Consider the following 21,927-nt stretch of genomic DNA (forward strand, 5'->3'; position numbering starts at 1 on the left):
GGGAGGCGGGCGCAGGCTTCAATCGATCAGTCGGACATAGGTGCTTTTCTGTCGGATGTCCTTGAGGATCTCGTCCAGGCGGTCCTGGATCGTGCCTTCCCGCGCCACGAAGTCGAAGCCGGACAGATAAGTGATGTCGCCCTTATCTTCGGCGCAGTTGGTCAGCCCCGGCCCCGCGATGCGCCTGAATTGAGAAGCCCCATCAATCGTGCCGCTAGCGCCCAGATCGTTGTTCGGGATCTCGTCCTGGCCCACGGCGATCAGGAAGAAGCGCAGCTTGCGCTGGCGGAAACTGTCACACAGCCGGGCGAAGCGCCGGGTAATGACCGGATCACTGGCCCCGCTGCCCTGCCCTGTACCGCCGTCAATAGACTGGCCAACATAGGCGTTGTAGGAATCGCTGTCGAACCAGCGCTGACCGGTGGTATTGACGAGCATGACGATGGTCTTATAACTACCGCTATTGCCATCCTGGAACTCACCTGGCAAGTCATTCTGCAGCCCCCAGCCTGAACTGCCTTGAAAAGCCGGCGCCAGCGCCATCGCCGCCCAGCCCATGGCAATCGCGTAATTGACATTGAAGCGCGTGCTCATCTGGTCGAGCCGCTCGCCAATCTTGTCCAGATCATTGCTCAGCGGCAGCAGCGGAGCATGCGGGCAGCCCTTGTCCGCCACCATCCAGCGGGTGTCGTTGGCACCGTTGGCCTGACCGAAAGTTGGGTTGGGGCCGATCCAGCTGATGGCCGGGGCGCCGGGGCTGCCGTTCTCGGGCAGATCGGCGCGGTAATAGACCCTGAACTGGCCACTCGGGGGCTGATCCCAGAAGTAGTTTTCGCCCAGATTGAGTCCGCGATACATGCACAGCAGATTGGCACGACGGTCCGGAATACGGCGGTCCGTCAAGCCGGCATAACCGCTGCGGAACAAGGCTGTCAATTCGACCGGGCGCAGCGCACTGGCCATCGCCCATTGCCGAAGACGCAGCGCATGTTCGGCGCCCGGGCCGTTCGAGCCGAGTTCGACCGACACGTTCACCGCCTGGCTATAGGGCACCAGCGCCAGCCAGGCGTTCTCCCGGCTGTCTACGAGATTTTCTGCAAAGTGCCGCCCCAGGCGCCGCAGCACGGCAAGATTGCTGTCATTCTCACTCGAGGTATTGGGCAGCACCAATGACACTTCCAGCGGCTGATAGCGAGCAATTGCCGTCGATGACACGCTGACCGTCTGCGTGCTGGCCCCGCTCAACAAGGGCGCGCTGACAAAGCTTGCACTGACGGTGTAGCCCTTGCCTTCAGCGTTTGAAACCGGGCTCAGCTGGATGCGCAGATCCTCTGACAATTGCGCTGCATCGGTACCCAGATTGCTGCGCACATAGCTCTCCGCCAGCGTCTGTACATCCGTATCCGGCGCGCGCGCGGCGGCCTGCGCCACCGCCAGCGCGGCCGCGTCGGTCGCACGTTTGAGCTGAGCTGCATCACTCTTCATGCGTGCCGCATCCAGCGCAAAAACCGACAGTGACAACACGCCAGCAAGGAGTAACAAACTCAGGGGCAGTGCCGCCCCACGACAGTCTTTGCTCATCATGATTCGCTATCCGCCAAGCCAGTGGCTTTGTTCTCGCTTGTCAGGGTGTCATCCAGCTCCGGATCGAGGACCACGCTGCGCTGGAGGCTATTGACCTGCAGCACCTGCGGCCAGCTCACCCCGCCAGCCAGGCTGATGTCATCGGTATTGCGGCAGCTGCGCACCACGATGTAGGAAAACGTGCTGCTATCGGTGCCGCTCTCACTGTCTTCAGGCAGAGCTTCGGGCAGCGCGCCGGTATAGCGGCCGGCGCTGACCGGCACCTCACATAGCTCACCGCCTTGACCACGCTTGAAGCCCCAATTGAGCTTGCCGGACTGGCGAACATTGAGGATCAGCAGCTGGTAGCGCGTGGGCGCATCCTGCGTACTCAAGTCCACCAAGGCCTGCAAGCCGCTCTCGGTGAGCTGGTGTTGCATCGCCAGCGTCAGCGCCAAGGAGCCATTGCGCTGTTCGAGCTCGGTACGCGTAATGCCAATGCGATACATGTCGCTACCGACCACGCCGACACCAAACAGGATCGGCAACATGAGTGCCGCTTCGACAGCGAAGCTGCCGCGCTGACGCATCAGGCGAAGCATCGTACGCATCAGCTGGTCTCCTTGGGCAGATAGCCCAGCAGTTGCTGATAGCGATAGCGGAAGTTGGTATTTTCCAAAGCCATCAAGCGCGGAATCGGCGTGATGAAATCCTTGCGGATATCAACGGTGACGCGCCACACCGGCACTTGTTGCTGGGTGCTGGAGCTCGTGTCGGCCGCGCTGTCGCCGCCCTTGCCCATCGCGTCGAGCGAGCTGAAGCGCTCGACGCTGACCTCGACGATATTGCCGGCCGTCAGATAGCCATGCGAGGCTGCCGCCATCTGCTGGCGGATGCGATCCTCCATATCGTCCATATCGACGCCGGCCGCGCCGGCCGGGCGGAATTCCTGCAAGGCACGCTCCAGAGCCGTGTTACCAATGTCGATGGTCAAACCGATGCTGGCCAGCTCCATGAACATCATCGCCCCGGCAATCACCACCGGCAGCACGAAAGCCGCCTCGACCGCCAGCACGCCACGCTGTGCGCCCCGCCCTGCGCCTCTCACGGCTTGTACTCCTCACGCAAAGCCAGCAATTGGCGGCTTGCTGCCAGGAACTCTGCTGCCACGGGCGCACCGTCGCGAATCCGCGTCCGATAGCTTTGCAGCGTCACCAAGGCTTTGTCCGCCATGCGTGGCGAGAGAAAGCCGAGCGCTTGTCGGGCTTCCTGGTCCTGTCCGTCGAGCAGATACGCCAGCGCCAGATTCAAGCGTGCGGTGGGCAAGCCGGTCGCTCCCGCCTGCTTGAGCAGCCGGATGCCCTCCGCCGAGTTGCCGCTGGACAGATGCGACAGGGCCAGATTATTGAGGACGCGAAAATCTGCGGGGTCCAGCGCGCTGGCACGTGCAAACATGCTGCGTGCGTCTTCGTGTCGTCCCAGCGCGTCAAGAGCCACGCCTCTGGCGTTGAGCGCGGGAAGGTTGTCTGCATCCTGCTGGAGCACGCAATCGAAGTCACGCAAGGCCTCTTCCGTTTGCCCCAGCGCCAGGCGTGCGCGCCCCAGTCCGCCGCACAAGGCAATCTGTGCGGCCGGCGAGAGCAGCTCGGCACTGCGCTGCAACTCGCGGCGGGCACGCCCGAACAGCGCCAGGCTATCCTGGGAGGTCTGCACGATGGCTGCCGTACTGGCGTATTCGAGCAGTTCCAGCGGTTTGAGCAACTGCTTGTGATCCAGTTGTGAATACACCTCGCTGGCGGCCTGGAAACTACCCTGATCACGCAGCACACGCGCCAGACGCAAACCTTCCGCCCGACGCATCTCCCCTTCCGCCGCCGCAGCCGCCGTGTTGTCCTGTTGCGAACGGCTGGGCGCGGCGCCAGGGAGTCCGGCCACACTGGCTGTAGCGGGCAGCGTGCGACTGCTCAGCACCGTTGCATTGCGGACGGGAATTGCGCCGCAGCCTGCCAGCGCGAGGATCAGGAGCGGCAATGAAAGACGTACAAATAGCTTTTTCATGACATCAGGGAACGCATGACGCGCATCAGCGCAGGGGTGGCGACCAGTGCCACCACGGGTGGCAGGATCAGGGTCATCAGCGGCAGCGAAAGCTGCGCAGGCAACTTGCCGGCACGCTCCTCCAGGCTGAGGATCAGCGTGCTGCGGCTTTCATCGGCGATGGTGCGCAGCGCTTGCGCCAGCGGCGTGCCATAGCGCTCGGCCTGGATCAGCGAAGACACCGTGCTCTCGACCGCCGCCACGCGCGTCCGCTCGGCCAGATGGTGCAGCGCCTGGGTCCGGTCGGGCAGCATTTGCAGCTCGGCACTGGTATAGGCAAGCTCCTCGGCCATCACCGGGGCACTCAGCGCCAGCTCGCGCGAGACCACCTTGAGAATGCGCGGGAAAGGCAAACCCGCCTCCGCGCAAATCACCATCAAGTCGAGCGCATCGGGCATGCTGCGCGTCAGGCTCTCGTGACGCCGGGCGGCACGCCGCTTGACCAGTAACTCAGGCAGCGTGCTACCGACGAACAAGGCCAGCAGTCCGACCGCCAGAGCGCTCATGCCGAAGTGGCTGGCGGGCGCAAACGGCCCCCACAGCGCAGCGATCAGGCACAGCAGGCCAGACGCATATTTCGCCAGCATCAGCAGCCCCAGCGCATCGCTGTGGTGCCAACCGGCCGTCCCCAGCAAGCGGCGCAGCGTGGCGCGATCCTGCTCGCTGCCGGCGATACGCTCGCCGAAAGTCGCAAGACGAGTGAGCCAGGGCGACAACACGGCCTGCTCCAGCGCGATCCCCTCACCCGAGGGGGTCAGCCCGGCGGCGGCGGAATCTTGCTGCAAGCGCTCACGCAGCGGATTGCGGGCCAGTTCGCGGCGCCACAGCAACACGCTTGCCGCCAGACTGCTGAGGAACATGCCCAGCAGCACATTGAACAAGAAGTCTTCGCTCATACGCAGCCCCTCAACCGACACGCCGAACCATCACGTGAGTGATCAACAAACCCAGGGCGACACTGGCCAGCGCATAGGCACTGACCTTAAGGCCGGTCGGATCACTGAACATGAAACGGAAATCTGCCGGTGCGTTGAGGTACATGTAAGCCAGCACGCCGGGCACCAGCAAGGCCACGATCTTGGTCGAGGCGCGGGCCTCGGAGGTCTTGGCCATCACCTTCAGTTTCAGCTCGGCGCGTGCCCGCAGGGTGGCGGCCAGACGTTCCAGCGTATCGCCAAGGCGTCCGCCAGACTCCTGGCTGATGATCAGAATGACCGCGAAGAAACGGTATTCGGCAAGCGGCACGCGCTGTGCCGAAGTCTGCACGACCTGGCGCAGCGGCAAGCCCAGGCGCAACCACTGGTCGATCTGATTGAATTCATCTGCCAAAGGGCCTGGCTGATTCGCTGCGGTGATCGCAAAAGCGCTGTGCAGGGGCACGCCGGCGCGGCAAATACGCGTAATGGCATCGATGCACTCGGGCAGATGACGCGCCAGTTCAAGCCTGTATTTGCCCATCGCCGCCTGGAAACTGAGCAACACAATGGCCAGCCAGCACAGCAGCCCGGAGCCAAAACCAGCCAATAGCGGCACCGGCGTCATCCGGCCCAGCAGCAGTCCCACAAAAGCGGCTGCCGCAGCACTCAAAACCAGACGCCGGCGCAAGCTGGGCAGCCAGCCGATGCGCTGCAAGTTCATGTAGAGCGCGTCGAGCAGCGCCGCGCCGCGCGGCCAGCGTGGCAAGCAGCGTTGCAGAACGGCGGGAAGCCAGGCCCGCTCCGCAGGCATGGCAATAGAATCATCCGCCTCCAGCACCGCCGTCGGCGCATCATGCAGCAGCTGCGCCTTCAGCGTCGCCAAGTGCTCGGCGATGGCGACTTCGCGGCGCTCGCGCGCACTGAGCGAGCGCACGGTAAAGAAAACGATGAAGACCAGCACGAACACCAGAAGCGTGAACAGATCCAGCATCAAGCGCCTCCCATTTCGAAGAGATGGCCCTTCTCGGTGTAGAAATTGGGACGCAGACCACTCCCCAGATGCTCGCCGACGAGTTTGCCGCCGGCGCTGAAGCTGCGCGTCTTGAAATAGAACAATTCCTGCGTCTGGATGACTTCCTCTTCCATGCCGCAGACCTCGACGATGGACACCAGACGGCGAGCGCCGTCACGCATGCGTTCGATCTGCACGATCAGGTCGACCGCGCTGGCGATCTGGCGGCGGATCGCCGCCAAGGGCAGCTGCATATTGGCCATCATCACCATGTTTTCCAGCCGAGCCAGCGCGTCACGCGGCGTGTTGGCGTGCACCGTGCATAGCGAGCCGTCGTGGCCGGTATTCATCGCCTGCAGCATGTCAAAGCATTCACCACCACGCACTTCGCCGAGAATGATGCGGTCGGGCCGCATGCGCAGCGCATTTTTGAGCAGATCGCGCTGATCAATGCGTCCGCCGCCCTCCGCGCTCTCGGGGCGAGTTTCCAGGCGTACCGTGTGGACTTGCTGGAGCTGCAGTTCAGCGGCGTCTTCAATGGTCACGATGCGCTCGGCCTCGCTGATCTTCTGCGACAAGGCATTGAGCAGCGTGGTTTTGCCCGCGCCGGTGCCGCCCGAGACGATGACATTGAGCCGCGCTTCCATCGCACGACGCAGCAACAGCGCCATCTCCACCGACATCGCGCCGCGCTCGGCCAGCGATTCCAGCGACAGCTCACGGCGCATGAATTTGCGAATCGAGATGGTGGTGCCATCCAGTGCCAGCGGATGGGTAATCACATTGACCCGGCTGCCATCCGGCAATCGGGCATCGACCATCGGATTGGCTTCGTCGATGCGGCGTCCCACCCGTGCGGCAATACGCTGTGCGGTGTTGAAGACGTGCTCTTCATCGATGAAGGTGATCGGCGTCAGCTCCAGCTTGCCGAAGCGCTCGACGAAAACCTGGTTGGCGCCATTGATCAAAATGTCATTCACGCTGTCATCGGCAAGCAAAGGCTCGACCGGTCCGATGCCAACCATCTCGTCGAGCATCTGGCGCGCAATCAGGCTTTCTTCCTGAGCGGCCAGTTGCAGGCGCTGCTCATCGCAGATCCGGCGAATCAGCGCGTCAATCTGCGCTTGCAGGCGATCGCGTGGCGTCGCCGCAGCCTTCATCGGATCGATCTGTTCAAACAAGGCCGTGCGGATCAGCCGGCGCTGCGCTTGCTGCTCGCTGTTGACCGCGCCACGCGCCATCGACTCGGTACGCAACGATGGGGGCGCGGGCTCCACAGCCGCTGCGCGCGCTGCGGCGGGCTGCGGCGTGCCCTTGGCCGGCGCAGATGGGCGTGTACTGGCCGGTGGGACAGGCGCAATCGCATGCGGCGACACCTGGGCTTCAGCGGCATGGGCCTGCGGACGAGAATGGGGAGATTTGCGCGGCAGCATCGTGGGCCTTCTCTTTCTGTGGCGTGCTCAGGAATACGAATGGCGCTTGGCCGCGTTAGGCAGCAGCTTCTGCAACCAGCCCGCGCGAACAGGCGCCGCCCGCTGCGGCGCACGTCCGAGCACGCTGTCGGCCAGTCCCAGCACGGCTTGCGCAAAGCCGGAATGACTGGCCGGGTCCAGCGGCCCCTTGAGCAGGCTGTCAGCGAGGCTGGAGCCCGCATAAGGCAGCTGGCAATCGATGCGGCGACCGATGAATTCCTCAAACTGCGCCTGCGTCAGCGGCGCCGCGCCGGCCGGCCGCGTCGGGTTGAGGACCAGGAGCAGGCGCTGGCCCGAGCGTTCGTCGCCAAAGCGCTGTACCAGGCGATGCACATGACGGGCCGACTGCACATTCAGTTCGCAGAGCAGCAGGCGCACATCGGCGTGATCGAGGACTTCGGCAACGCCTTCGGTATGACAGCTGGGCATATCCCAGATCACCAGCGAGAACAGCTGGGTCAGCGCGCCCCCCAGCTCCAGCACACGCTCGGGATCAACCCTCAGGTGCGGCGCCGGACGCTGCGCCAGCAAGTGCAAGCGCTGCGGCACCCCACCACTGAGCGCGGGCGGCAAGCTGCGCAGGCTGCGTTGCAACATGCGCGGGTCGATCTCCGGCGCCGCCAACAAGGCGGCCAGCCCGGCGTCGGCGTCGGTGCCCAGCAAGAGCGGCAGATCGCCCTTGCTACGATCAAAATCCACCAGCACGCAGGGCATCTGGCGCTGCCCGGCGATCAGCTGCCCCAAGGCTGCTGCAATGCAGCTGCAACCGGCACCGCCGCTGGCGCCGACGATGGCGACGGTGCGTCCGCCTGGCAAGCGCTCACCCATGCCAAGCGGAATCCCGTTGGCGGCACGCTCCAAGGTGTTTGCCAGCAGACTCAGGCGCAAGGGCTTGAGCAGATAGTCCACCGCACCGGCCTGCAGCAGCTGACGGTAGAAATCCACATCCTGTGCATCGCCTACCGCAATGATCCGGGTCGCCGGACCATATGCCGCAGCCAGCTCAGCCATCGCCTGCAAGGGATGCGCCTCAGCCGCCAGATCCACCAGCAAGATGCCGGGCAGGACATTGCTGGCCGCCCAGGCAAGCGCCTCGGGCACGCCACCGACCTGCAAGGCCTGAGGTACGCGCTGCAAGCGCTGTAACAGATCGCCCAGCGCCGCGTACTCGGGCGCCGCCACAAAGGCCACCAAGCTGTCTGCCGCGCTACGCTCACTGGCCGCTGAATTCGAGCTCATGTTCATGCTCAGTCCTTGAAGTCGAGGTCAATCAGGTCGCGGGTATCGCCTTCCTGATAGCGCGTCACGGCGGCAACAGCCGCTGCACCATTGGCGCTGTCCAGCGTGCGTGGGCGCATCAGGTCGCGGGGGTCGCTGACCATCGCCGCCAGGTTGGCGCGCGTCGCGCAGCCCAGGCGGCCGACACCGTCGTAGGGGCGCAGCATGAGCTGATCTGGCTGTGCCACACGGCATTCAGGCAGGCTGACCACCATGGCTTCCGATTGCAGCTCCAAGTCCCAAGTGTTGTCCTGCGCCTCTTTGAGGCGCGCAGCCTCCACAGGACGAGGCTTCACGATGGGCTGTCGTGCACCACTGCGCAGCAGCGCCTGCGCCAGGCGCTGGGCCAGTGCCTCGCCACGCGCATTAAAAGGGGTGATGCTCAGGGTCTGTAAGGGCAGCCGTCCCTGGCTGAACAGCATGCGGTTTGCCTCTGCCAGGGATTGCGGGGTCAGTCCATGTCCATCCTCAGCCACTCGGAGCGCCAGGGCTACGGCGCGGGGAGCGACCACCGGTGAAGGCAGTGGGGCATTGCCAATAGATTCCATGCGCATGCGATTCAAGGGTGTCTCGCATGCGGACAGGCCGATCACCAGCAGCGCACCGAGCAGCCAGCTTCGCGCGTAGTGCGGACTTGGCAGACCTGAGTCAGATGTCGGGAAGTCGCGTTTCATGATTTCAGGGCTCCTGCGGAATCAGTAGAGATAGCCAGCGCTACCCGACTCGGGCACCGTGGTATCGATAGAAGGAATGCCTCTGTTCGTGGCCTGCAGCGTTTGTGGCGATACCGGATCGACCACCTGGGCAGTGACCAGCAACACCAGCTCGGACTCTTTGGCCTGAGTCATTTCATGCTCGAACAGGCGGCCCAGCCAGGGAATGCGCGAGAGCCCGGGCACGCCGCTGATCTGCTGCGCGCTGGTACTGCGCAACATGCCGGCCAGCGCAAAGCTCTGCCCGCTGGCCAGCTCGACGGTCGTGTCGGCACGCCGTACCGTGAAAGCTGGAATGGTGGTTCCACCATCGAGTACAACCTGGCCCTCGGAACTGAGCTCACTCACCTCCGGGGCGATATGCAGGCTGATCCGATTGGCCGACAGCAAGGTCGGTGTCATACGCAGGATCACACCGTAGGACTTGTAGTCGATCTGCACATTGTTGTTGGTGATGACGACGATCGGCACCTCTCCCCCCGCAGCAAAAGCCGCACTCTCACCGGACATCGCAGTGAGATTCGGCTCTGCCAGCACGGTCGCCATACCTTGCGCAGACAGCGCGGACAGCAAGCCCCCCAAAGAGAACGAACCGCGTCGCACGACCGTACCGCCAATGGCCGCACCGCCCGTCACCGAGCTGGGCATCAGCGCGGTATAGCCCCCTCCATTCATAGCGGTGAACACGCCGGAGGCATTACCAACACCCATCGTCGCGCCGTCCAGCACCGTGGCCCAGTTGAATCCCAGCTCATGGGACAAAGAGCGCGACACCTCAACCACCCGCACCTGGATGTTGATCTGCGAGGAAAGCTCGACTTTCAGCTGATTGATGACGCTACTGCCCTGTGCGCTACGGGCTGCGCCGGAGGTCTTGCCATTGCCGTCCAGATAAGCCTGAACCTGTTCGACCACCTGGGCCGCCTCAATCGGCGTGCGCACCTTGCCACGCACAATCATGCGGTCATTGACCGAGGGCTCCAATTCCACCTGTGCATCGGGTACGGCACGCGAGATCTGTTCGCGCAAGGCATCAAGATTGTGCTCGGACACTACACGCAAGGCCGCAACCACCTCATCCTTGGCGTCCAGCGCATACAGCGTGGTAGTGCCGACACTCTCGCCAAACACGAACAGACTGCTCGGCGAAGGCATCTGGAAACTCGCTATCTTGGGATCCGCCACCAGCACCTTGGCTGCCGCACGCGGCAGTTGCAACAGACTGCCTTCGCGCACACGGACGCGCACCTGTCCCTGCTCGGCAACCTGGCGCACACTGGCGGGCAGGCGCGATGCCGCCCCATTGACGACAACCGCAGAGGGAGCCATTTCTGCCGCGACGGCAGCGCCGCAAAATGCTGCTCCCGAGACGGCCACAGCGCACAGCGACAGACAGGAAATACGTCTAGGAATGGACTGAGAGTTCATGAGACCACGCAACTTGTATTTGTTTGTCATATAAAAAAGACATGCTCAGTCAAGCTGGACACACATCCGCAATCAAAAATAGAAATGTCCGACTTCGGACGCCGCGCGAGAACTGCGCTCAGAAACTGATGGCGCCTTGCTGGGTCCCCTGATAAGTCTTCACCGTGACGCTGCTGCCGCTTCGCCCTGCGCCCTGGAAAATCTCGGTCGCATCTGCGAGCCGTGTCACACGCCGCGCGCCGCTTGCCGTGCCGGCTTGCGCCGTAGCAGACCCGTCCTGCCCCGGCAAATCCTCCTTTGTGCCACGCAAGGCCACCTGCAAGGTACCCACTTCACGCGCAACCGCCAGCCGCTCCGCGGCTTCAGGCGTCACTTCCAGGGTCAGGGTTTCATACACCTGGCGGCCCGGCGTCGTACGCACGGCCTTGGCCTTGCCATCGCGCTCAGGCTCTTCCGGCACCACCACCGGCGCGATACTCTCTACGCTGTTGTTGAGCGCCAACACCCTCACTCGACGCAGAATGGTCTGCGCCGCCAAGGAGGCCAGCGGACTGCTCGACGCAGTGGACAGCTGGGTACCGCGCTCAAGGCTCAGAATGACATCGACCCAGTCGCCCGCCGACACCAGGCCGGCATTGCTGGCCACGGCACTGGTCGGAATCGATACAGCACGCATACCCGGCGCGAGCACCGCCGAAATAAAGCCCGGCTCACCCGCACGGACCAGTGCATCGCGCGTCAGCACCTCTCCCGCATGCAGCGCGCGACGCGGTGTCGCACCGTACACACCGCGCTCAACAGCCAACCCATCACCATCGCTGCGCACTGACAAATGACTCGCCCGCAGATCACTCTCCGGTACATCTTTCCACGCCAGCACGCCGCCATTGATGAATTCGCCCGGCAGCAGATCGCGCTGCGCGCTCAGCACGCGAAAAACAACGGGGCGCGCCGCCGGCACTTCCTTGACAATCGTCACCGGCGGTGGCGGCCGCATCAAGGCCCGCGCCACCAGCGCCGTCGCCGTGGCTATCGCCAGAGCGCCCGTCAACAACACAATCGACTTGCTTTTCACTTGTTCTCTCCTACACACCGGCACCGCCAGCACTCAGGCTGGCCATGCCGCAAACCCCATCACCCGAGATACAGCATGCAAGCCGCGCCGGCTGCGATCGCCAAACCATATGGAATACCCTGGGGCGACGAGCCCCCCAATACCACTGGCACCGGCATCAATAAGCTCGGCCAGTAGAGCGCCAAGGCCTGAGAAAAACCCAGCACAGCACGCGCCAGCCATAGCTCAAAAACGCGCAGCAGCGGCAAGGCCAAAGCGAGGACACCACCGACCATCGAGGTCACAAGCAGGAAGTTCAGCCCCTGATCACCGAACCACAAACTCAGCACAGCCATCAGCTTCACATCCCCGGCCCCGACCCAGCGCACGACAAACAAGCCGAGCCCTACCAGCAGCACCGCCAAGGCCGTCAGCACGCCGCACAGCAAACTCGTCGACCAGATCGTCGTATCACCACTACAAGCACGCCACACCAGCCCCGCCAGCCAAACTGCGAGCAAGCCGAGCACCAGCCCGTTGCTGATTCGTCGATAAAGCAGATCTGAAATCACCACCCAGATCAGGGCAGCGATCAATAGCCAGGTAGCAGACGCCGCGAACACGAGGGGCAATCCTCAGTCACCAACAATTACTTGCTGGTGGCTGCGCTTTGCTTGATGTCCTGTCCCGAAGCCGTGATGTCCTTGGCGATACTGCTGAACTTGTCACGCAGCGCCGAAACAAACGCGCCGTCTGAGCCAAAGATCACGCCGATCGCAGCAGCCATGGCGGCCGCAAGAATGCCGTACTCGATCGCGGTGACACCGCTCTCGTCACGCAGAAAAGCCCGGAGATGCTTGATGAAGGAAGTCATGTTGGGGATGCCTTGTAATCTTATTAACGAATGGCGGGCGCTCACCACAACAAAGGAGGCCACCCGACAGTTCGCAATTAAGAAGCATTCTCACTTACAAGACAACAGGACGACTATTAAGAACTCTTAACGTGCCCTAGCAAGTGGCGACAGAAACCAGTGGCCTGCCGCCGCGACACGCCCGCAGGCCACTAAACGCGGACAGCCCACGTCTTCACGCCCCAAGGGCTGTGGCGCCTTGCGGCGATGGAGACTTGGCGACCTGCACAGAAACCCCAACCGAGGCGCCACGAAATTGCATCGTGCGCATTGCATCAGCGGAGGGCGCTGCCTACTCCCTGATAATCAGTCAGCGCGATATCCACACGATCTGCGACGAGGATCATGACGGCACAGCCACCCTCCCCTGCGCGCCCGGCGAATGCGCCCATGGCGGGGCTGTTCTGCCCTCTCGCCCCCCAATAACGGCAGCCTGCGACTGCAATCAAACCTCGAAGACTCGTTGCAGACTAACGCCTGAATTTGCCTCAAGAAACGCTATGAGTTTGATCCGGCCAATTGCCAGTTGTGTGCAGCCCGGAGCCAACGTGGCCACCTGGCTGTAGCACAGGCCAGCTGCGTAGCAGTCCGTGCCATGTTGCATCGAAGGAGACGCCCGGCGCCAGCCTGCGAGCGGCTCACGCGCACGAAAATGAAAACGGCCCCGTGATCACTCACGGGGCCGTTCGTATTTCTGGGGCGACATACCGGGTTCGAACCGGTGACACCTGGAATCACAATCCAGTGCTCTACCGACTGAGCTAATGCCGCCACTGGGGTACTACAAATTACCTACTGCAATCTTACCACTACTTTTAAAACCTGGCCTGCCCGAAGGGAATCGAACCCCTAACCTACGGCTTAGAAGGCCGTTGCTCTATCCGGTTGAGCTACGGGCAGTCTTGCTTGCTTACCTTCGTGCCTACCGTCTTGGGCCAGACCCTTCGTATGGTCGGGGTGGAGGGATTCGAACTCTCGACATCTTGCTCCCAAAGCAAGCGCGCTACCGGGCTGCGCTACACCCCGAAGAGGCGGCACTATAGGCACATCGATACGGCTTGTCAAATTTTAATGCGCGCCGTTCAAATAGCCTGACAGGGATGCAGGCGAAGCCGCCAACAGCCCTGCCCTGAAGCGTATCAGTGGTGATGGCCGTGCGGGCCGTGCACGTGACCGTGCGTGATTTCCTCAAGCGTTGCTTCACGCACATCGGCGATGGTGATGTCGAACAGCAGCGCCGAACCAGCCAGCGGATGATTGCCATCGACAACGACCTTGCCGTCGGCGATGTCGGTGATGCGGAAGATCATGTCTTCCTCACCGTCTTCACCGACGCGCTCGAAAGCCATGCCCACTTCGATGTCGGCCGGGAACAGCTTGGCGTCTTCGACCTGCACCAGCTCTTCGTCGTAATCGCCGAAAGCATCGTCCGGCTGCAGCTTGATCTGCAGCTTGTCACCCAGCTTCTTGCCGTGCAGGGTTTCTTCGATCAAGGGGAAAATGCCGTCGTAGCCGCCGTGCAGGTAGACGAGCGGCTGTGCGCCATCGTCAACGAGGTTGCCGTCCGGGTCATGGACTTTGTAATCCAGCGTGACGACGGTATTTTTGACGATCTCCATGCTTACTCCTGGTCAGTTCTTTCAATGATTGCAGCACTGCTGCGAGATGATCTTGCGCGCCTGCGTCGTGAAACACATCATGGATCACGCCATCGCGGCCAATGATGAAGCTTGCACGCTGCACTGAAGCCCTGGGCACACCGCCAACGTCGAGCTGCTCGAAAACGCCGTAGAGACGGCAGACTTCGGCCTCTTCATCGGAGAGCAGCTGCATGGCCAGGCCATGTGCGTCCCGGTAAGCTGCATGCCGCTGACAGCTGTCTAGACTGACTCCCACCATGACCGCATCGCAGTCTGCAAACGCTGACTCGTTATCGGAGTACTGGATCGCCTGGCGCGTGCAGGATGGCATCCCGTTGCGCGGATAGAAGTAAAGTACGACATTGTGACGGCTGATCGCATCGGCCAGATCAAACATGCACATGTCTGCATCTGGCAAGGTGAAAATCGGCGCGAGGCTTCCCGGAACAAGCATGCCGCCCGTGGCTTGCAGGGCAGATTGTACGCCGAGAGACGGCGACTGCGGGATGCTGCGATACTCCGTCGTAGACCAGGCCATCGTGTTCTCCTCAAGCACTCACACTCTCTGGATAGTCAACGACTGCGCCGCGCACAAGTTATATACCGACAAACCTGCACGCGCGCGCACTTTGTTGCGTAAAGCACCACAGCGCCACAGCGCTAGCGGATGCTGACCTTGCGCACCTGGACCATGTCGGTCATGCCTGCCAGCACTTTCTCGATGCCATCCTGGCGCAAGGTACGCATGCCATCGTTCAACGCTGCCGTCAGCAGCTCGGAAACCAGTGCGCGGGTCTGGATCAGGCGCTTGGCCGTATCGGTGCCGAGCATCAGCTCATGCAGGCCGATCCGGCCGCGATATCCAGTGTTATTGCACTCGACACAACCGACCGGCCTGACCAGGGAGAACTGGCCATTCTCGTCGGCATATTGTTTTCGCCAATCGTCCAGAATGGCCTCACGCGCCGCCTGCGGATCAGCCATGAAACGCGGGCTGTGGCGCAAGTCTTCGCAGTACTCGTCGAGCAGGGTATTGATTTCCGCCTCGTCGGCCACGTAGGACTCACCGCAGCTGCGGCACAGGCGCCGCGTCAGGCGCTGGGCCAACACGCCGAGCAAGGCATCGGCAAAGTTGAAGGGATCCATACCCATGTCGAGCAGGCGCACGATGGATTCCGGCGCGCTATTGGTGTGCAGGGTGGAGAACACCAGGTGGCCCGTCAGCGAGGCTTCCAGACCGATGGACACGGTTTCCACATCACGCATTTCGCCGACCATGATGACATCCGGGTCGGCACGCAAAAACGCACGCATGACTACCGGAAAATCCAGCCCCGCCTTGCGATTGACCTGCACCTGACGCAGGCCTTTCTGGGTGATTTCGACCGGATCTTCAGCGGTCCAGATCTTGGTATCCGGCTTGTTGATGTGCTTGAGGATGGAGTGCAGCGTCGTCGTCTTGCCCGAGCCAGTCGGGCCGCAGACGAAAAAGATGCCATAGGGTTTGGAGATGGTTTCCTTGAGGCGGAACAGATTATGGTCCGACAACGACAACGCGCTCAGCGGAATCGGCTCCCCCTGCTGCAACAGACGCATGACGACATCTTCCATCCCGCCAGCGGTGGGAATGGTTGCCACACGCAGCTCCAGATCGAGCGGGCCGTACTTGCGGAAGCGGATCTTGCCATCCTGCGGCTTGCGGCGCTCGGAAATGTCGAGTTCGGACATGATCTTGATGCGCGCCACCAGGGCATTGCGATAGCTCGCAGGCACCTCGATGTAGGGCGTGAGCATGCCGTCGACGCGGAAGCGCACAAGGGTCTTTTCCTTGCCGGGCCGCGGCTCGATGTGGATATCGGAAGCGCCCTGGCGATGCGCATCGACAATGATGCGATTGACCAGCTTGACCAGCTCGTTGTCCGAAGCGGCGTTGAAATCTTCAGTGGTCGGCGCTTCGCCGTCCTCACTCATATCGGAAAGCAGATCGCCGACCGAGAAATCATCCGCCACCTGCTCGAAGAATTGCGCCACCGTGCGTGTAAATTCGCGCCGGCTGCACACGCGGTAAAGCAGCTTGGCGTGCTGGAACACGTTCTGCGCCACCCGCGAGCCCATCACCTGCCCGGGATCAACGGCCAGGATCACGATCCCTTCGGCATTCTCTTCCAGCGGCAACCATTGATTCTGCTCGGCGTATTCGCGTTTGAGATTGCGCAGCAGATCCATCGGACGGATGCGATCTGCGTGGAAGGCTTCGTACGGCACGCCATAGAACTTGGACATCGACTCACCGAGCTCGGCGAGTGAACAACCACAGGCGTCGAGCAGATAATCTTCGAGATCCACGCCCTGCTGGCGGGCTTTTTCAGCCAGCTCCTCCAGCTGCTGACCGCTCAGGCTGCCACTGCGCACCAGCAGATCGAACTTGGAATGCAGCGGCGCCTCGGCCTTGAGCAATTGCGCGAAGACCGCCGAGAGCGTTTGCGTCAGCGCCAGCAAGCCCTCCTCTTCGATCGCCGAGAAGGGCTGCGCATCGATGGTGTTGATCAGCTGCACAACGCCGATCAGCTGCTGGCTCTGCACATTGATCAGGGGTGCCGCCAGCATCTGCTTGGTGCGTGCGCCGCTGCGCTCATCCACGTCCTGGCGGAATTCAAGCTCGGACGAGATCGCACGCAGCTCCGCTTCGTCATAGACGTTGCAGATATTGAGCAGCTGGCGTCGCGCCGCCACGCAGCCGACAATCGATTTTTCGGAGATGGGGACACGCACCGTGCGTGCTACATGCTGTCCGGTTTTCAGACGCGCGGAAACCGTCGTCCCGGAATCATCCACGATATAAATCGCGAAGCGCTCGGCACCGAACAGCGCACAGACATCGACCGCCACCGCTGCGATGGCGCCATCGATGTTATGGGTTTCCTGTACCCGGGCGGTCAACGCCTGCAGCCCTTTGAAGAAGGCCAGACGCCTTGCCATCGCATTGGGCTTGGGACTCAGACTCATACCATCTCCACACGACTAGGGGTCAAACAGCTTTAACGGCAGGAGCGCATAGTACTTCAGTCTTGCAGCACAAATCGTTGCTCATTGCTGAGCAAGGCAGGCTTGAGGGTGCCAAATCCAAGCGCCAGTTCGCGCGCGATCACGTCCTGCATGCCCGGTTTGAGATGGGTCACGAATACCTCGGGCTGCACTTTGAGGCGCGAGAGCATCAGGCGCAAGGTACTCGGGCACATGTGCCGCGCCGCCAGCGCCAGATCGTGCTGCGCATCGGCAAAAGCTGTTTCGACCAACAGATAGCGTAAATCGCTGATGCCATTGAGCGCCTCGATCAAGGGCTCGCACAGCCCGGTATCACCGCTGAAGGCCAGACTCCCGCCACGTCCGCTGACGCAATAGCCAACCGCCGGCACCGAGTGCAAGGCCGGCAGTGCGGTGATCAGACGCTGCCCCAGGCGGATGGTCTCGCCAACCTCCATGACCTGCAGCCGCAGATAGGGATGTTCGCGATCCGGAATCGCAGTGAAATCCGGCCACACCAGCCAGTTGAAGATGTGCGCACGCAGAATGTGAACGGTTTCAGCACAGGCGTGCACCGTAATCGGCTGGCTGCGGAACTCCCCCACCGTGTCGACCAGCAGCGGCAAGAGCGCGATATGGTCGAGATGGGAATGGGTAATGAAGACGTGGTTGATCTTCAGCAGCGACTCAAAGGAGAGTACCGACAAACCGGTACCGCAGTCGATCAGGACATCTTCGTCGAGCAACAGGGAAGTCGTCCTGGTCGCCAGACCACCGATGCCGCCACTACAGCCCAGGACCCGAATTTCCATGGCCAGCCGCGCGCTGCTGCCTCAGCCAAGCGGCCGCAGATAAAAGCCCATTTTTACGCCGGCCAGCTCAATCACATCCTGATCAACCAGAAGATGGGCCTGGGCATCGATCTGCCGACCATTGACGATAGGGAAGCTGCCCCCTTCGACATGAGTAATGAAGTAGCCGTGCGGGCGACGCGTGATGACCGCCACTTGAGTCCCGGGTTTTCCCAGCGTCGTCAGAGACTTGGAGAGCTCGAGCTCGCGCCCGGCATTTTTCCCGGAGAGGATCTGCACCATCCCCACCGCCTGGTCCGGCTTGGTTTTGAGCATGTCGCCCGGTGCGGCCCAGCTCGTAGCCGTCCCGATATCTGCGGCCACGGTCTCGGTGCCAAAACCCACCATGGTCTCGGTATGGCCACGCGGCGCAGCGGCCAGCGGATCCGGCTCGGGCACGCCGACAAAGGCCTTGTCGAAGGTGCTCGAGGACATGAACTCGGCGCTTTCCTTGATGAACTTGAGGCGGTACTTGCCCAGTTCCACCATGTCACCGTCCTTGAGCACATGCTTCTTGACCGGCTGACCATTGACATAGGTGCCATTGGTGCTGTTCAGGTCTTCCAGAAACGCATCATCGAGAATGACGACGATGATCGCATGCTCGCCACTGATCGCCAGATTGTCGATCTGGATGTCGTTGTGCGGCTTGCGGCCAATGCTCGTCCGCTCCTTGATCAAGGTGATTTCCTTGAGGACCAGACCATCCATGCTCAGAATCAGCTTTGCCATCTTTTCCCCGAACTCGACGTCATCAGGCCACCTGCAGCCACGCCACCGGCAAACCCAGCCCGATCAAGCACTGTATGGACAGACTGGCGGGAGCGATCCTCATCATTTCGGCCGCTCGCGCCATAGCTTGAGGCAAGCGCCCAGCTTTGCAGCGATGCCGGGCCAAGCGCCAATGATAACCGCCCTGCGGGCGCCGCTCCATGACAAAGCGTCACCGACCGGCCTGCAAGCTCCGGGCCGGGCAGTCGCACCATCAAGTCGATGCGTCACGCCGGCGCAAGAACCATTGCCAATTCCCCAACACCAGAACAAGCAATGCCCCCGCCAGCGGCAGACCATAATGCAACCACTCAACACCGCTGAACCAGGCGGACAGCGCCGATTCGCCCAACAGCATCTCACCTGCGATCCAGCCAAGCAACATGCCGCCAAAGGTAATCACCCAAGGGAAACGCTCCATCAGGCGCATGACCAGCTGGCTACCGAAAACAATGATGGGAATGCTCACCAACAATCCAAAGATAACGAGCGGCATGCGATGCCCGCCAGCGGTCTCGGCTGCGCCAGCAATCGCGATCACATTATCGACACTCATCACCAGATCAGCCACGATGACTGTTCGCACGGCAGCCAGCAAGCGATCACTGGGCTCGATATTATCGTGCTCATCATCCCCTTGCCCCAGCAACTTGCAGCCAATCCAAATCAACAGCAGGGCTCCGCACAGCTTCAAAAACGGCAGCTGCAGCAAACTGAGCGCAAAGAAAATCAACACCACTCTCAACAAGACGGCGCCGGCGGTTCCCCACAAAACCCCTTTGAGGCGCAGATGGTCCGGCAGCCTTCGACAGGCCAATGCAATGACCACCGCATTATCGCCACCCAGCAAAATATCGATCATGATGATCTGCCCGACCGCAATAAAAAAGTCCGGCGTCAAAAACTGTTCCATCTGTACCTCCAAAAAAAGGGCCGCATAAGCGGCCCTTTATGCCCATCACAACAGATTCAAATCAGAGCACGCTCTTGAGCAGTTTGCCCATTTCCGAGGGGTTGCGCGTGACGGTAAAACCGCACTCTTCCATGATGGCGAGCTTGGCATCGGCCGTATCAGCACCACCAGAGATCAGCGCACCTGCGTGGCCCATGCGCTTGCCGGCCGGTGCCGTAACACCCGCGATGAAGCCGACCACCGGCTTCTTCATGTTGGCCTTGCACCATTGTGCCGCTTCGGCTTCGTCCGGACCACCGATTTCGCCAATCATGATGACCGCATCGGTGTCGGGATCGTCGTTGAAAGCACGCATCACGTCGATGTGCTTGAGGCCATTGATCGGATCGCCACCGATACCGACAGCCGAAGACTGGCCCAGGCCGATTTCGGTCAGCTGTGCCACGGCTTCATAGGTCAGGGTACCCGAACGCGAGACGACACCGATGCGCCCCTTGCGGTGGATATGGCCGGGCATGATACCGATCTTGATTTCGTCCGGCGTGATCAGACCCGGGCAGTTCGGGCCGAGCAGCAGGGTCTTCTTGCCGCCCGCAGCTTCCTTGGCCTTCATCTTGTTGCGCACTTCCAGCATGTCACGCACCGGAATGCCTTCGGTGATGCAGATGGCCAGATCCAGATCGGCTTCGACAGCTTCCCAGATCGCAGCGGCGGCGCCGGCCGGCGGCACGTAGATCACGGAAACCGTAGCGCCCGTCTCGGCAGCGGCTTCCTTCACCGAACCGTAAATGGGGATATTGAAGATCGACTCGCCCGCCTTCTTGGGATTGACGCCTGCGACGAAACAGTTCTTGCCGTTTGCGTATTCCTGGCACTTCTCGGTGTGGAACTGCCCGGTCTTGCCCGTGATGCCCTGGGTGATGACCTTGGTATCTTTGTTGATGAAAATCGACATTTATTAAACTCCTGACCTATGGCTCACGCCGTTGCGACGGCGGCGACAATCTTCTGGGCGGCTTCTGCCATGCTGTCGGCAGCGATGATGGGAAGACCCGACTCGGCAAGAATCTTCTTGCCCAGATCTTCGTTGGTACCCTTCATGCGCACCACCAGCGGCACAGCCAGCTTGACTTCACGCGCAGCCGTCACCACGCCGTTGGCGATGGTGTCGCACTTCATGATGCCGCCGAAGATATTGACCAGGATGCCCTTGACTGCAGGGTTCTTGAGCATGATCTTGAAAGCTTCGGTCACCTTCTCGGTGGTGGCGCCGCCACCGACGTCGAGGAAGTTGGCCGGCTCGGCGCCGAACAGCTTGATGGTGTCCATGGTGGCCATGGCCAGACCGGCGCCATTGACCAGACAGCCGATGTTGCCGTCGAGCGAGATGTAGGCCAGATCGAACTTGGAAGCTTCGATTTCAGCGGCGTCTTCTTCGTCCAGGTCGCGGTAGGCGACGATGTCCGGATGACGGAACAACGCGTTCGGATCGAAGTTGAACTTGGCGTCCAGCGCCTTAATGTTGCCGTTGCCTTCAAGGATCAGCGGGTTGATTTCCGCCAGCGAGGCATCGGTTTCCATGTAGCAGGTGTAGAGCTTCTTGAAAGTGTCGATCGCCTTGTCGATCGAGCCTTCCGGCACGCCAATGCCATTGGCCAGCTCCAGACCTTGCGCATCGGTCAGGCCGGTGGCCGGATCAATGAAGACCTTGATGATCTTCTCGGGCGTGTTGTGCGCAACTTCTTCGATGTCCATGCCACCTTCGCTGGAAGCCATCATGGCGACCTTCTGCGTAGCACGGTCCGTCAGCGCAGCGACATAATATTCCTTCTTGATGTCTGCACCTTCTTCGATCATCAGGCGGCGAACCTTCTGACCTTCGGGGCCAGTCTGGTGCGTCACCAGCTGCATGCCCAGGATTTGCCCTGCAAGCGTGCGCACTTCTTCCTTGGAGCGGGCCAGCTTGACGCCGCCACCCTTGCCGCGACCGCCGGCATGGATCTGTGCCTTGACGACCCAGATCGAACCGCCCAGGGTGTCAGCCGCAGCCACGGCTTCGTCCACGCTGAAGCAAGGAACACCACGAGGCGTCACCACCCCGTATTTGCGCAAGATTTCTTTTGCCTGATACTCGTGAATTTTCATGTCTGCCCTTCAAGCGCGCAACAGGCCAAAGCTTGGCCACGGCACGGGTTCGTAACATTGTGGGTTGTAGTCGTCCATCCGGACCGCTGTCGCCGTCGATATGACAGTGGCACACACAAGGGGGTCACATTCGGAT

At 61.6% G+C, this 21,927-nt stretch carries 21 protein-coding genes and 3 tRNA genes; all 24 read right to left on the minus strand.

Features of this window, described 5'->3' with window-relative positions:
* Window positions 1-18 precede the first annotated feature (18 nt).
* Window positions 19-1,584, minus strand: coding sequence for a pilus assembly protein (locus tag ABDB84_RS10720; RefSeq protein ID WP_345919723.1), 1,566 nt, complete (start codon window positions 1,582-1,584; stop codon window positions 19-21).
* Window positions 1,581-2,174, minus strand: coding sequence for a TadE/TadG family type IV pilus assembly protein (locus ABDB84_RS10725; RefSeq protein ID WP_345919724.1), 594 nt, complete (start codon window positions 2,172-2,174; stop codon window positions 1,581-1,583). The genes ABDB84_RS10720 and ABDB84_RS10725 overlap by 4 nt, the downstream gene beginning before the upstream one ends.
* Entirely contained in the window at window positions 2,174-2,671 is a 498-nt protein-coding gene (locus tag ABDB84_RS10730; RefSeq protein WP_345919725.1) for a hypothetical protein, read from the minus strand. Before ABDB84_RS10730 ends, ABDB84_RS10725 begins: the two co-directional genes overlap by 1 nt.
* Window positions 2,668-3,621, minus strand: a complete 954-nt coding sequence (locus tag ABDB84_RS10735; RefSeq protein WP_345919726.1) for a tetratricopeptide repeat protein — start codon at window positions 3,619-3,621, stop codon at window positions 2,668-2,670. The genes ABDB84_RS10730 and ABDB84_RS10735 overlap by 4 nt, the downstream gene beginning before the upstream one ends.
* Window positions 3,618-4,556, minus strand: coding sequence for a type II secretion system F family protein (locus ABDB84_RS10740; RefSeq protein WP_345919727.1), 939 nt, complete (start codon window positions 4,554-4,556; stop codon window positions 3,618-3,620). Before ABDB84_RS10740 ends, ABDB84_RS10735 begins: the two co-directional genes overlap by 4 nt.
* Before the next feature lie 10 nt (window positions 4,557-4,566).
* Complete coding sequence (locus ABDB84_RS10745; protein ID WP_345919728.1) at window positions 4,567-5,568, minus strand: type II secretion system F family protein; 1,002 nt, start codon at window positions 5,566-5,568, stop codon at window positions 4,567-4,569.
* Entirely contained in the window at window positions 5,568-7,022 is a 1,455-nt protein-coding gene (locus ABDB84_RS10750; RefSeq protein WP_345919729.1) for a TadA family conjugal transfer-associated ATPase, read from the minus strand. The genes ABDB84_RS10745 and ABDB84_RS10750 overlap by 1 nt, the downstream gene beginning before the upstream one ends.
* Window positions 7,023-7,049: 27 nt before the next feature.
* Window positions 7,050-8,300, minus strand: a complete 1,251-nt coding sequence (locus ABDB84_RS10755) for a CpaE/TadZ family protein (RefSeq protein ID WP_345919730.1) — start codon at window positions 8,298-8,300, stop codon at window positions 7,050-7,052.
* An 8-nt stretch (window positions 8,301-8,308) separates the two neighbouring features.
* The gene (locus ABDB84_RS10760; protein ID WP_345919731.1) at window positions 8,309-9,013 is read right to left on the minus strand and encodes a CpaD family pilus assembly lipoprotein; all 705 of its coding nucleotides are present in this window, start codon (window positions 9,011-9,013) and stop codon (window positions 8,309-8,311) included.
* A 21-nt stretch (window positions 9,014-9,034) separates the two neighbouring features.
* Complete coding sequence (locus ABDB84_RS10765) at window positions 9,035-10,381, minus strand: type II and III secretion system protein family protein (RefSeq protein WP_345919732.1); 1,347 nt, start codon at window positions 10,379-10,381, stop codon at window positions 9,035-9,037.
* A 217-nt stretch (window positions 10,382-10,598) separates the two neighbouring features.
* Window positions 10,599-11,555, minus strand: a complete 957-nt coding sequence (gene cpaB / locus ABDB84_RS10770) for a Flp pilus assembly protein CpaB (RefSeq protein WP_345919733.1) — start codon at window positions 11,553-11,555, stop codon at window positions 10,599-10,601.
* 59 nt (window positions 11,556-11,614) lie between these two features.
* Window positions 11,615-12,157 carry an A24 family peptidase gene (locus ABDB84_RS10775; protein ID WP_345919734.1) on the minus strand — a complete coding sequence of 181 codons (543 nt, stop codon included), beginning with the start codon at window positions 12,155-12,157 and terminating at the stop codon, window positions 11,615-11,617.
* Between the two features lie 26 nt (window positions 12,158-12,183).
* Window positions 12,184-12,408, minus strand: coding sequence for a Flp family type IVb pilin (locus tag ABDB84_RS10780; RefSeq protein ID WP_345919735.1), 225 nt, complete (start codon window positions 12,406-12,408; stop codon window positions 12,184-12,186).
* Window positions 12,409-13,142: 734 nt separating this feature from the next.
* A tRNA-His gene (locus ABDB84_RS10785) sits at window positions 13,143-13,218 on the minus strand.
* Window positions 13,219-13,270: 52 nt separating this feature from the next.
* A tRNA-Arg gene (locus ABDB84_RS10790) sits at window positions 13,271-13,347 on the minus strand.
* Window positions 13,348-13,396: 49 nt separating this feature from the next.
* Window positions 13,397-13,473: transfer RNA gene (locus ABDB84_RS10795), tRNA-Pro, on the minus strand.
* 113 nt (window positions 13,474-13,586) lie between these two features.
* A complete protein-coding gene (locus ABDB84_RS10800; RefSeq protein WP_345919736.1) occupies window positions 13,587-14,066 on the minus strand; it encodes an FKBP-type peptidyl-prolyl cis-trans isomerase in 480 nt (159 codons plus the stop codon).
* Window positions 14,017-14,625 (minus strand): peroxiredoxin, encoded by a 609-nt coding sequence (locus ABDB84_RS10805; RefSeq protein ID WP_345919737.1) that lies wholly within the window; start codon window positions 14,623-14,625, stop codon window positions 14,017-14,019. The genes ABDB84_RS10800 and ABDB84_RS10805 overlap by 50 nt, the downstream gene beginning before the upstream one ends.
* Window positions 14,626-14,747: 122 nt before the next feature.
* On the minus strand, window positions 14,748-17,093 hold the full coding sequence (locus ABDB84_RS10810; RefSeq protein ID WP_345919738.1) for a GspE/PulE family protein: 2,346 nt from the start codon (window positions 17,091-17,093) through the stop codon (window positions 14,748-14,750).
* Between the two features lie 56 nt (window positions 17,094-17,149).
* Entirely contained in the window at window positions 17,150-17,923 is a 774-nt protein-coding gene (locus tag ABDB84_RS10815) for a 3',5'-cyclic-nucleotide phosphodiesterase (RefSeq protein ID WP_345919739.1), read from the minus strand.
* A 21-nt stretch (window positions 17,924-17,944) separates the two neighbouring features.
* Window positions 17,945-18,694: an FHA domain-containing protein gene (locus tag ABDB84_RS10820; protein WP_345919740.1), complete on the minus strand. Its 750-nt coding sequence runs from the start codon at window positions 18,692-18,694 to the stop codon at window positions 17,945-17,947.
* Window positions 18,695-18,947: 253 nt separating this feature from the next.
* Window positions 18,948-19,646, minus strand: coding sequence for a TerC family protein (locus ABDB84_RS10825; protein WP_345919741.1), 699 nt, complete (start codon window positions 19,644-19,646; stop codon window positions 18,948-18,950).
* Window positions 19,647-19,707: 61 nt separating this feature from the next.
* Window positions 19,708-20,601 carry a succinate--CoA ligase subunit alpha gene (sucD, locus tag ABDB84_RS10830; protein WP_345919742.1) on the minus strand — a complete coding sequence of 298 codons (894 nt, stop codon included), beginning with the start codon at window positions 20,599-20,601 and terminating at the stop codon, window positions 19,708-19,710.
* 23 nt (window positions 20,602-20,624) lie between these two features.
* Window positions 20,625-21,791, minus strand: a complete 1,167-nt coding sequence (gene sucC / locus ABDB84_RS10835) for an ADP-forming succinate--CoA ligase subunit beta (protein WP_345919743.1) — start codon at window positions 21,789-21,791, stop codon at window positions 20,625-20,627.
* Window positions 21,792-21,927: the final 136 nt, after the last annotated feature.

Origin of the sequence: Uliginosibacterium sediminicola, from assembly GCF_039631295.1 — a bacterium.
Taxonomy (GTDB): Bacteria; Pseudomonadota; Gammaproteobacteria; order Burkholderiales; family Rhodocyclaceae; genus Viridibacterium; species Viridibacterium sediminicola.

Bases quoted from the DNA above. Each gene is read 5' to 3' on its own strand.
- sucC (WP_345919743.1), bottom strand. From the start codon at position 21,791: ATGAAAATTCACGAGTATCAGGCAAAAGAAATCTTGCGCAAATACGGG.
- ABDB84_RS10745 (WP_345919728.1), bottom strand. From the start codon at position 5,568: ATGCTGGATCTGTTCACGCTTCTGGTGTTCGTGCTGGTCTTCATCGTT.
- ABDB84_RS10810 (WP_345919738.1), bottom strand. From the start codon at position 17,093: ATGAGTCTGAGTCCCAAGCCCAATGCGATGGCAAGGCGTCTGGCCTTC.
- ABDB84_RS10780 (WP_345919735.1), bottom strand. From the start codon at position 12,408: ATGACTTCCTTCATCAAGCATCTCCGGGCTTTTCTGCGTGACGAGAGC.
- sucD (WP_345919742.1), bottom strand. From the start codon at position 20,601: ATGTCGATTTTCATCAACAAAGATACCAAGGTCATCACCCAGGGCATC.
- ABDB84_RS10805 (WP_345919737.1), bottom strand. From the start codon at position 14,625: ATGGCCTGGTCTACGACGGAGTATCGCAGCATCCCGCAGTCGCCGTCT.
- ABDB84_RS10760 (WP_345919731.1), bottom strand. From the start codon at position 9,013: ATGAAACGCGACTTCCCGACATCTGACTCAGGTCTGCCAAGTCCGCAC.
- ABDB84_RS10765 (WP_345919732.1), bottom strand. From the start codon at position 10,381: ATGGCTCCCTCTGCGGTTGTCGTCAATGGGGCGGCATCGCGCCTGCCC.
- ABDB84_RS10720 (WP_345919723.1), bottom strand. From the start codon at position 1,584: ATGATGAGCAAAGACTGTCGTGGGGCGGCACTGCCCCTGAGTTTGTTA.
- ABDB84_RS10755 (WP_345919730.1), bottom strand. From the start codon at position 8,300: ATGAGCTCGAATTCAGCGGCCAGTGAGCGTAGCGCGGCAGACAGCTTG.
- ABDB84_RS10815 (WP_345919739.1), bottom strand. From the start codon at position 17,923: ATGGAAATTCGGGTCCTGGGCTGTAGTGGCGGCATCGGTGGTCTGGCG.
- ABDB84_RS10820 (WP_345919740.1), bottom strand. From the start codon at position 18,694: ATGGCAAAGCTGATTCTGAGCATGGATGGTCTGGTCCTCAAGGAAATC.
- ABDB84_RS10800 (WP_345919736.1), bottom strand. From the start codon at position 14,066: ATGGAGATCGTCAAAAATACCGTCGTCACGCTGGATTACAAAGTCCAT.
- ABDB84_RS10750 (WP_345919729.1), bottom strand. From the start codon at position 7,022: ATGCTGCCGCGCAAATCTCCCCATTCTCGTCCGCAGGCCCATGCCGCT.
- ABDB84_RS10740 (WP_345919727.1), bottom strand. From the start codon at position 4,556: ATGAGCGAAGACTTCTTGTTCAATGTGCTGCTGGGCATGTTCCTCAGC.
- ABDB84_RS10725 (WP_345919724.1), bottom strand. From the start codon at position 2,174: ATGCGTACGATGCTTCGCCTGATGCGTCAGCGCGGCAGCTTCGCTGTC.
- ABDB84_RS10825 (WP_345919741.1), bottom strand. From the start codon at position 19,646: ATGGAACAGTTTTTGACGCCGGACTTTTTTATTGCGGTCGGGCAGATC.
- ABDB84_RS10735 (WP_345919726.1), bottom strand. From the start codon at position 3,621: ATGAAAAAGCTATTTGTACGTCTTTCATTGCCGCTCCTGATCCTCGCG.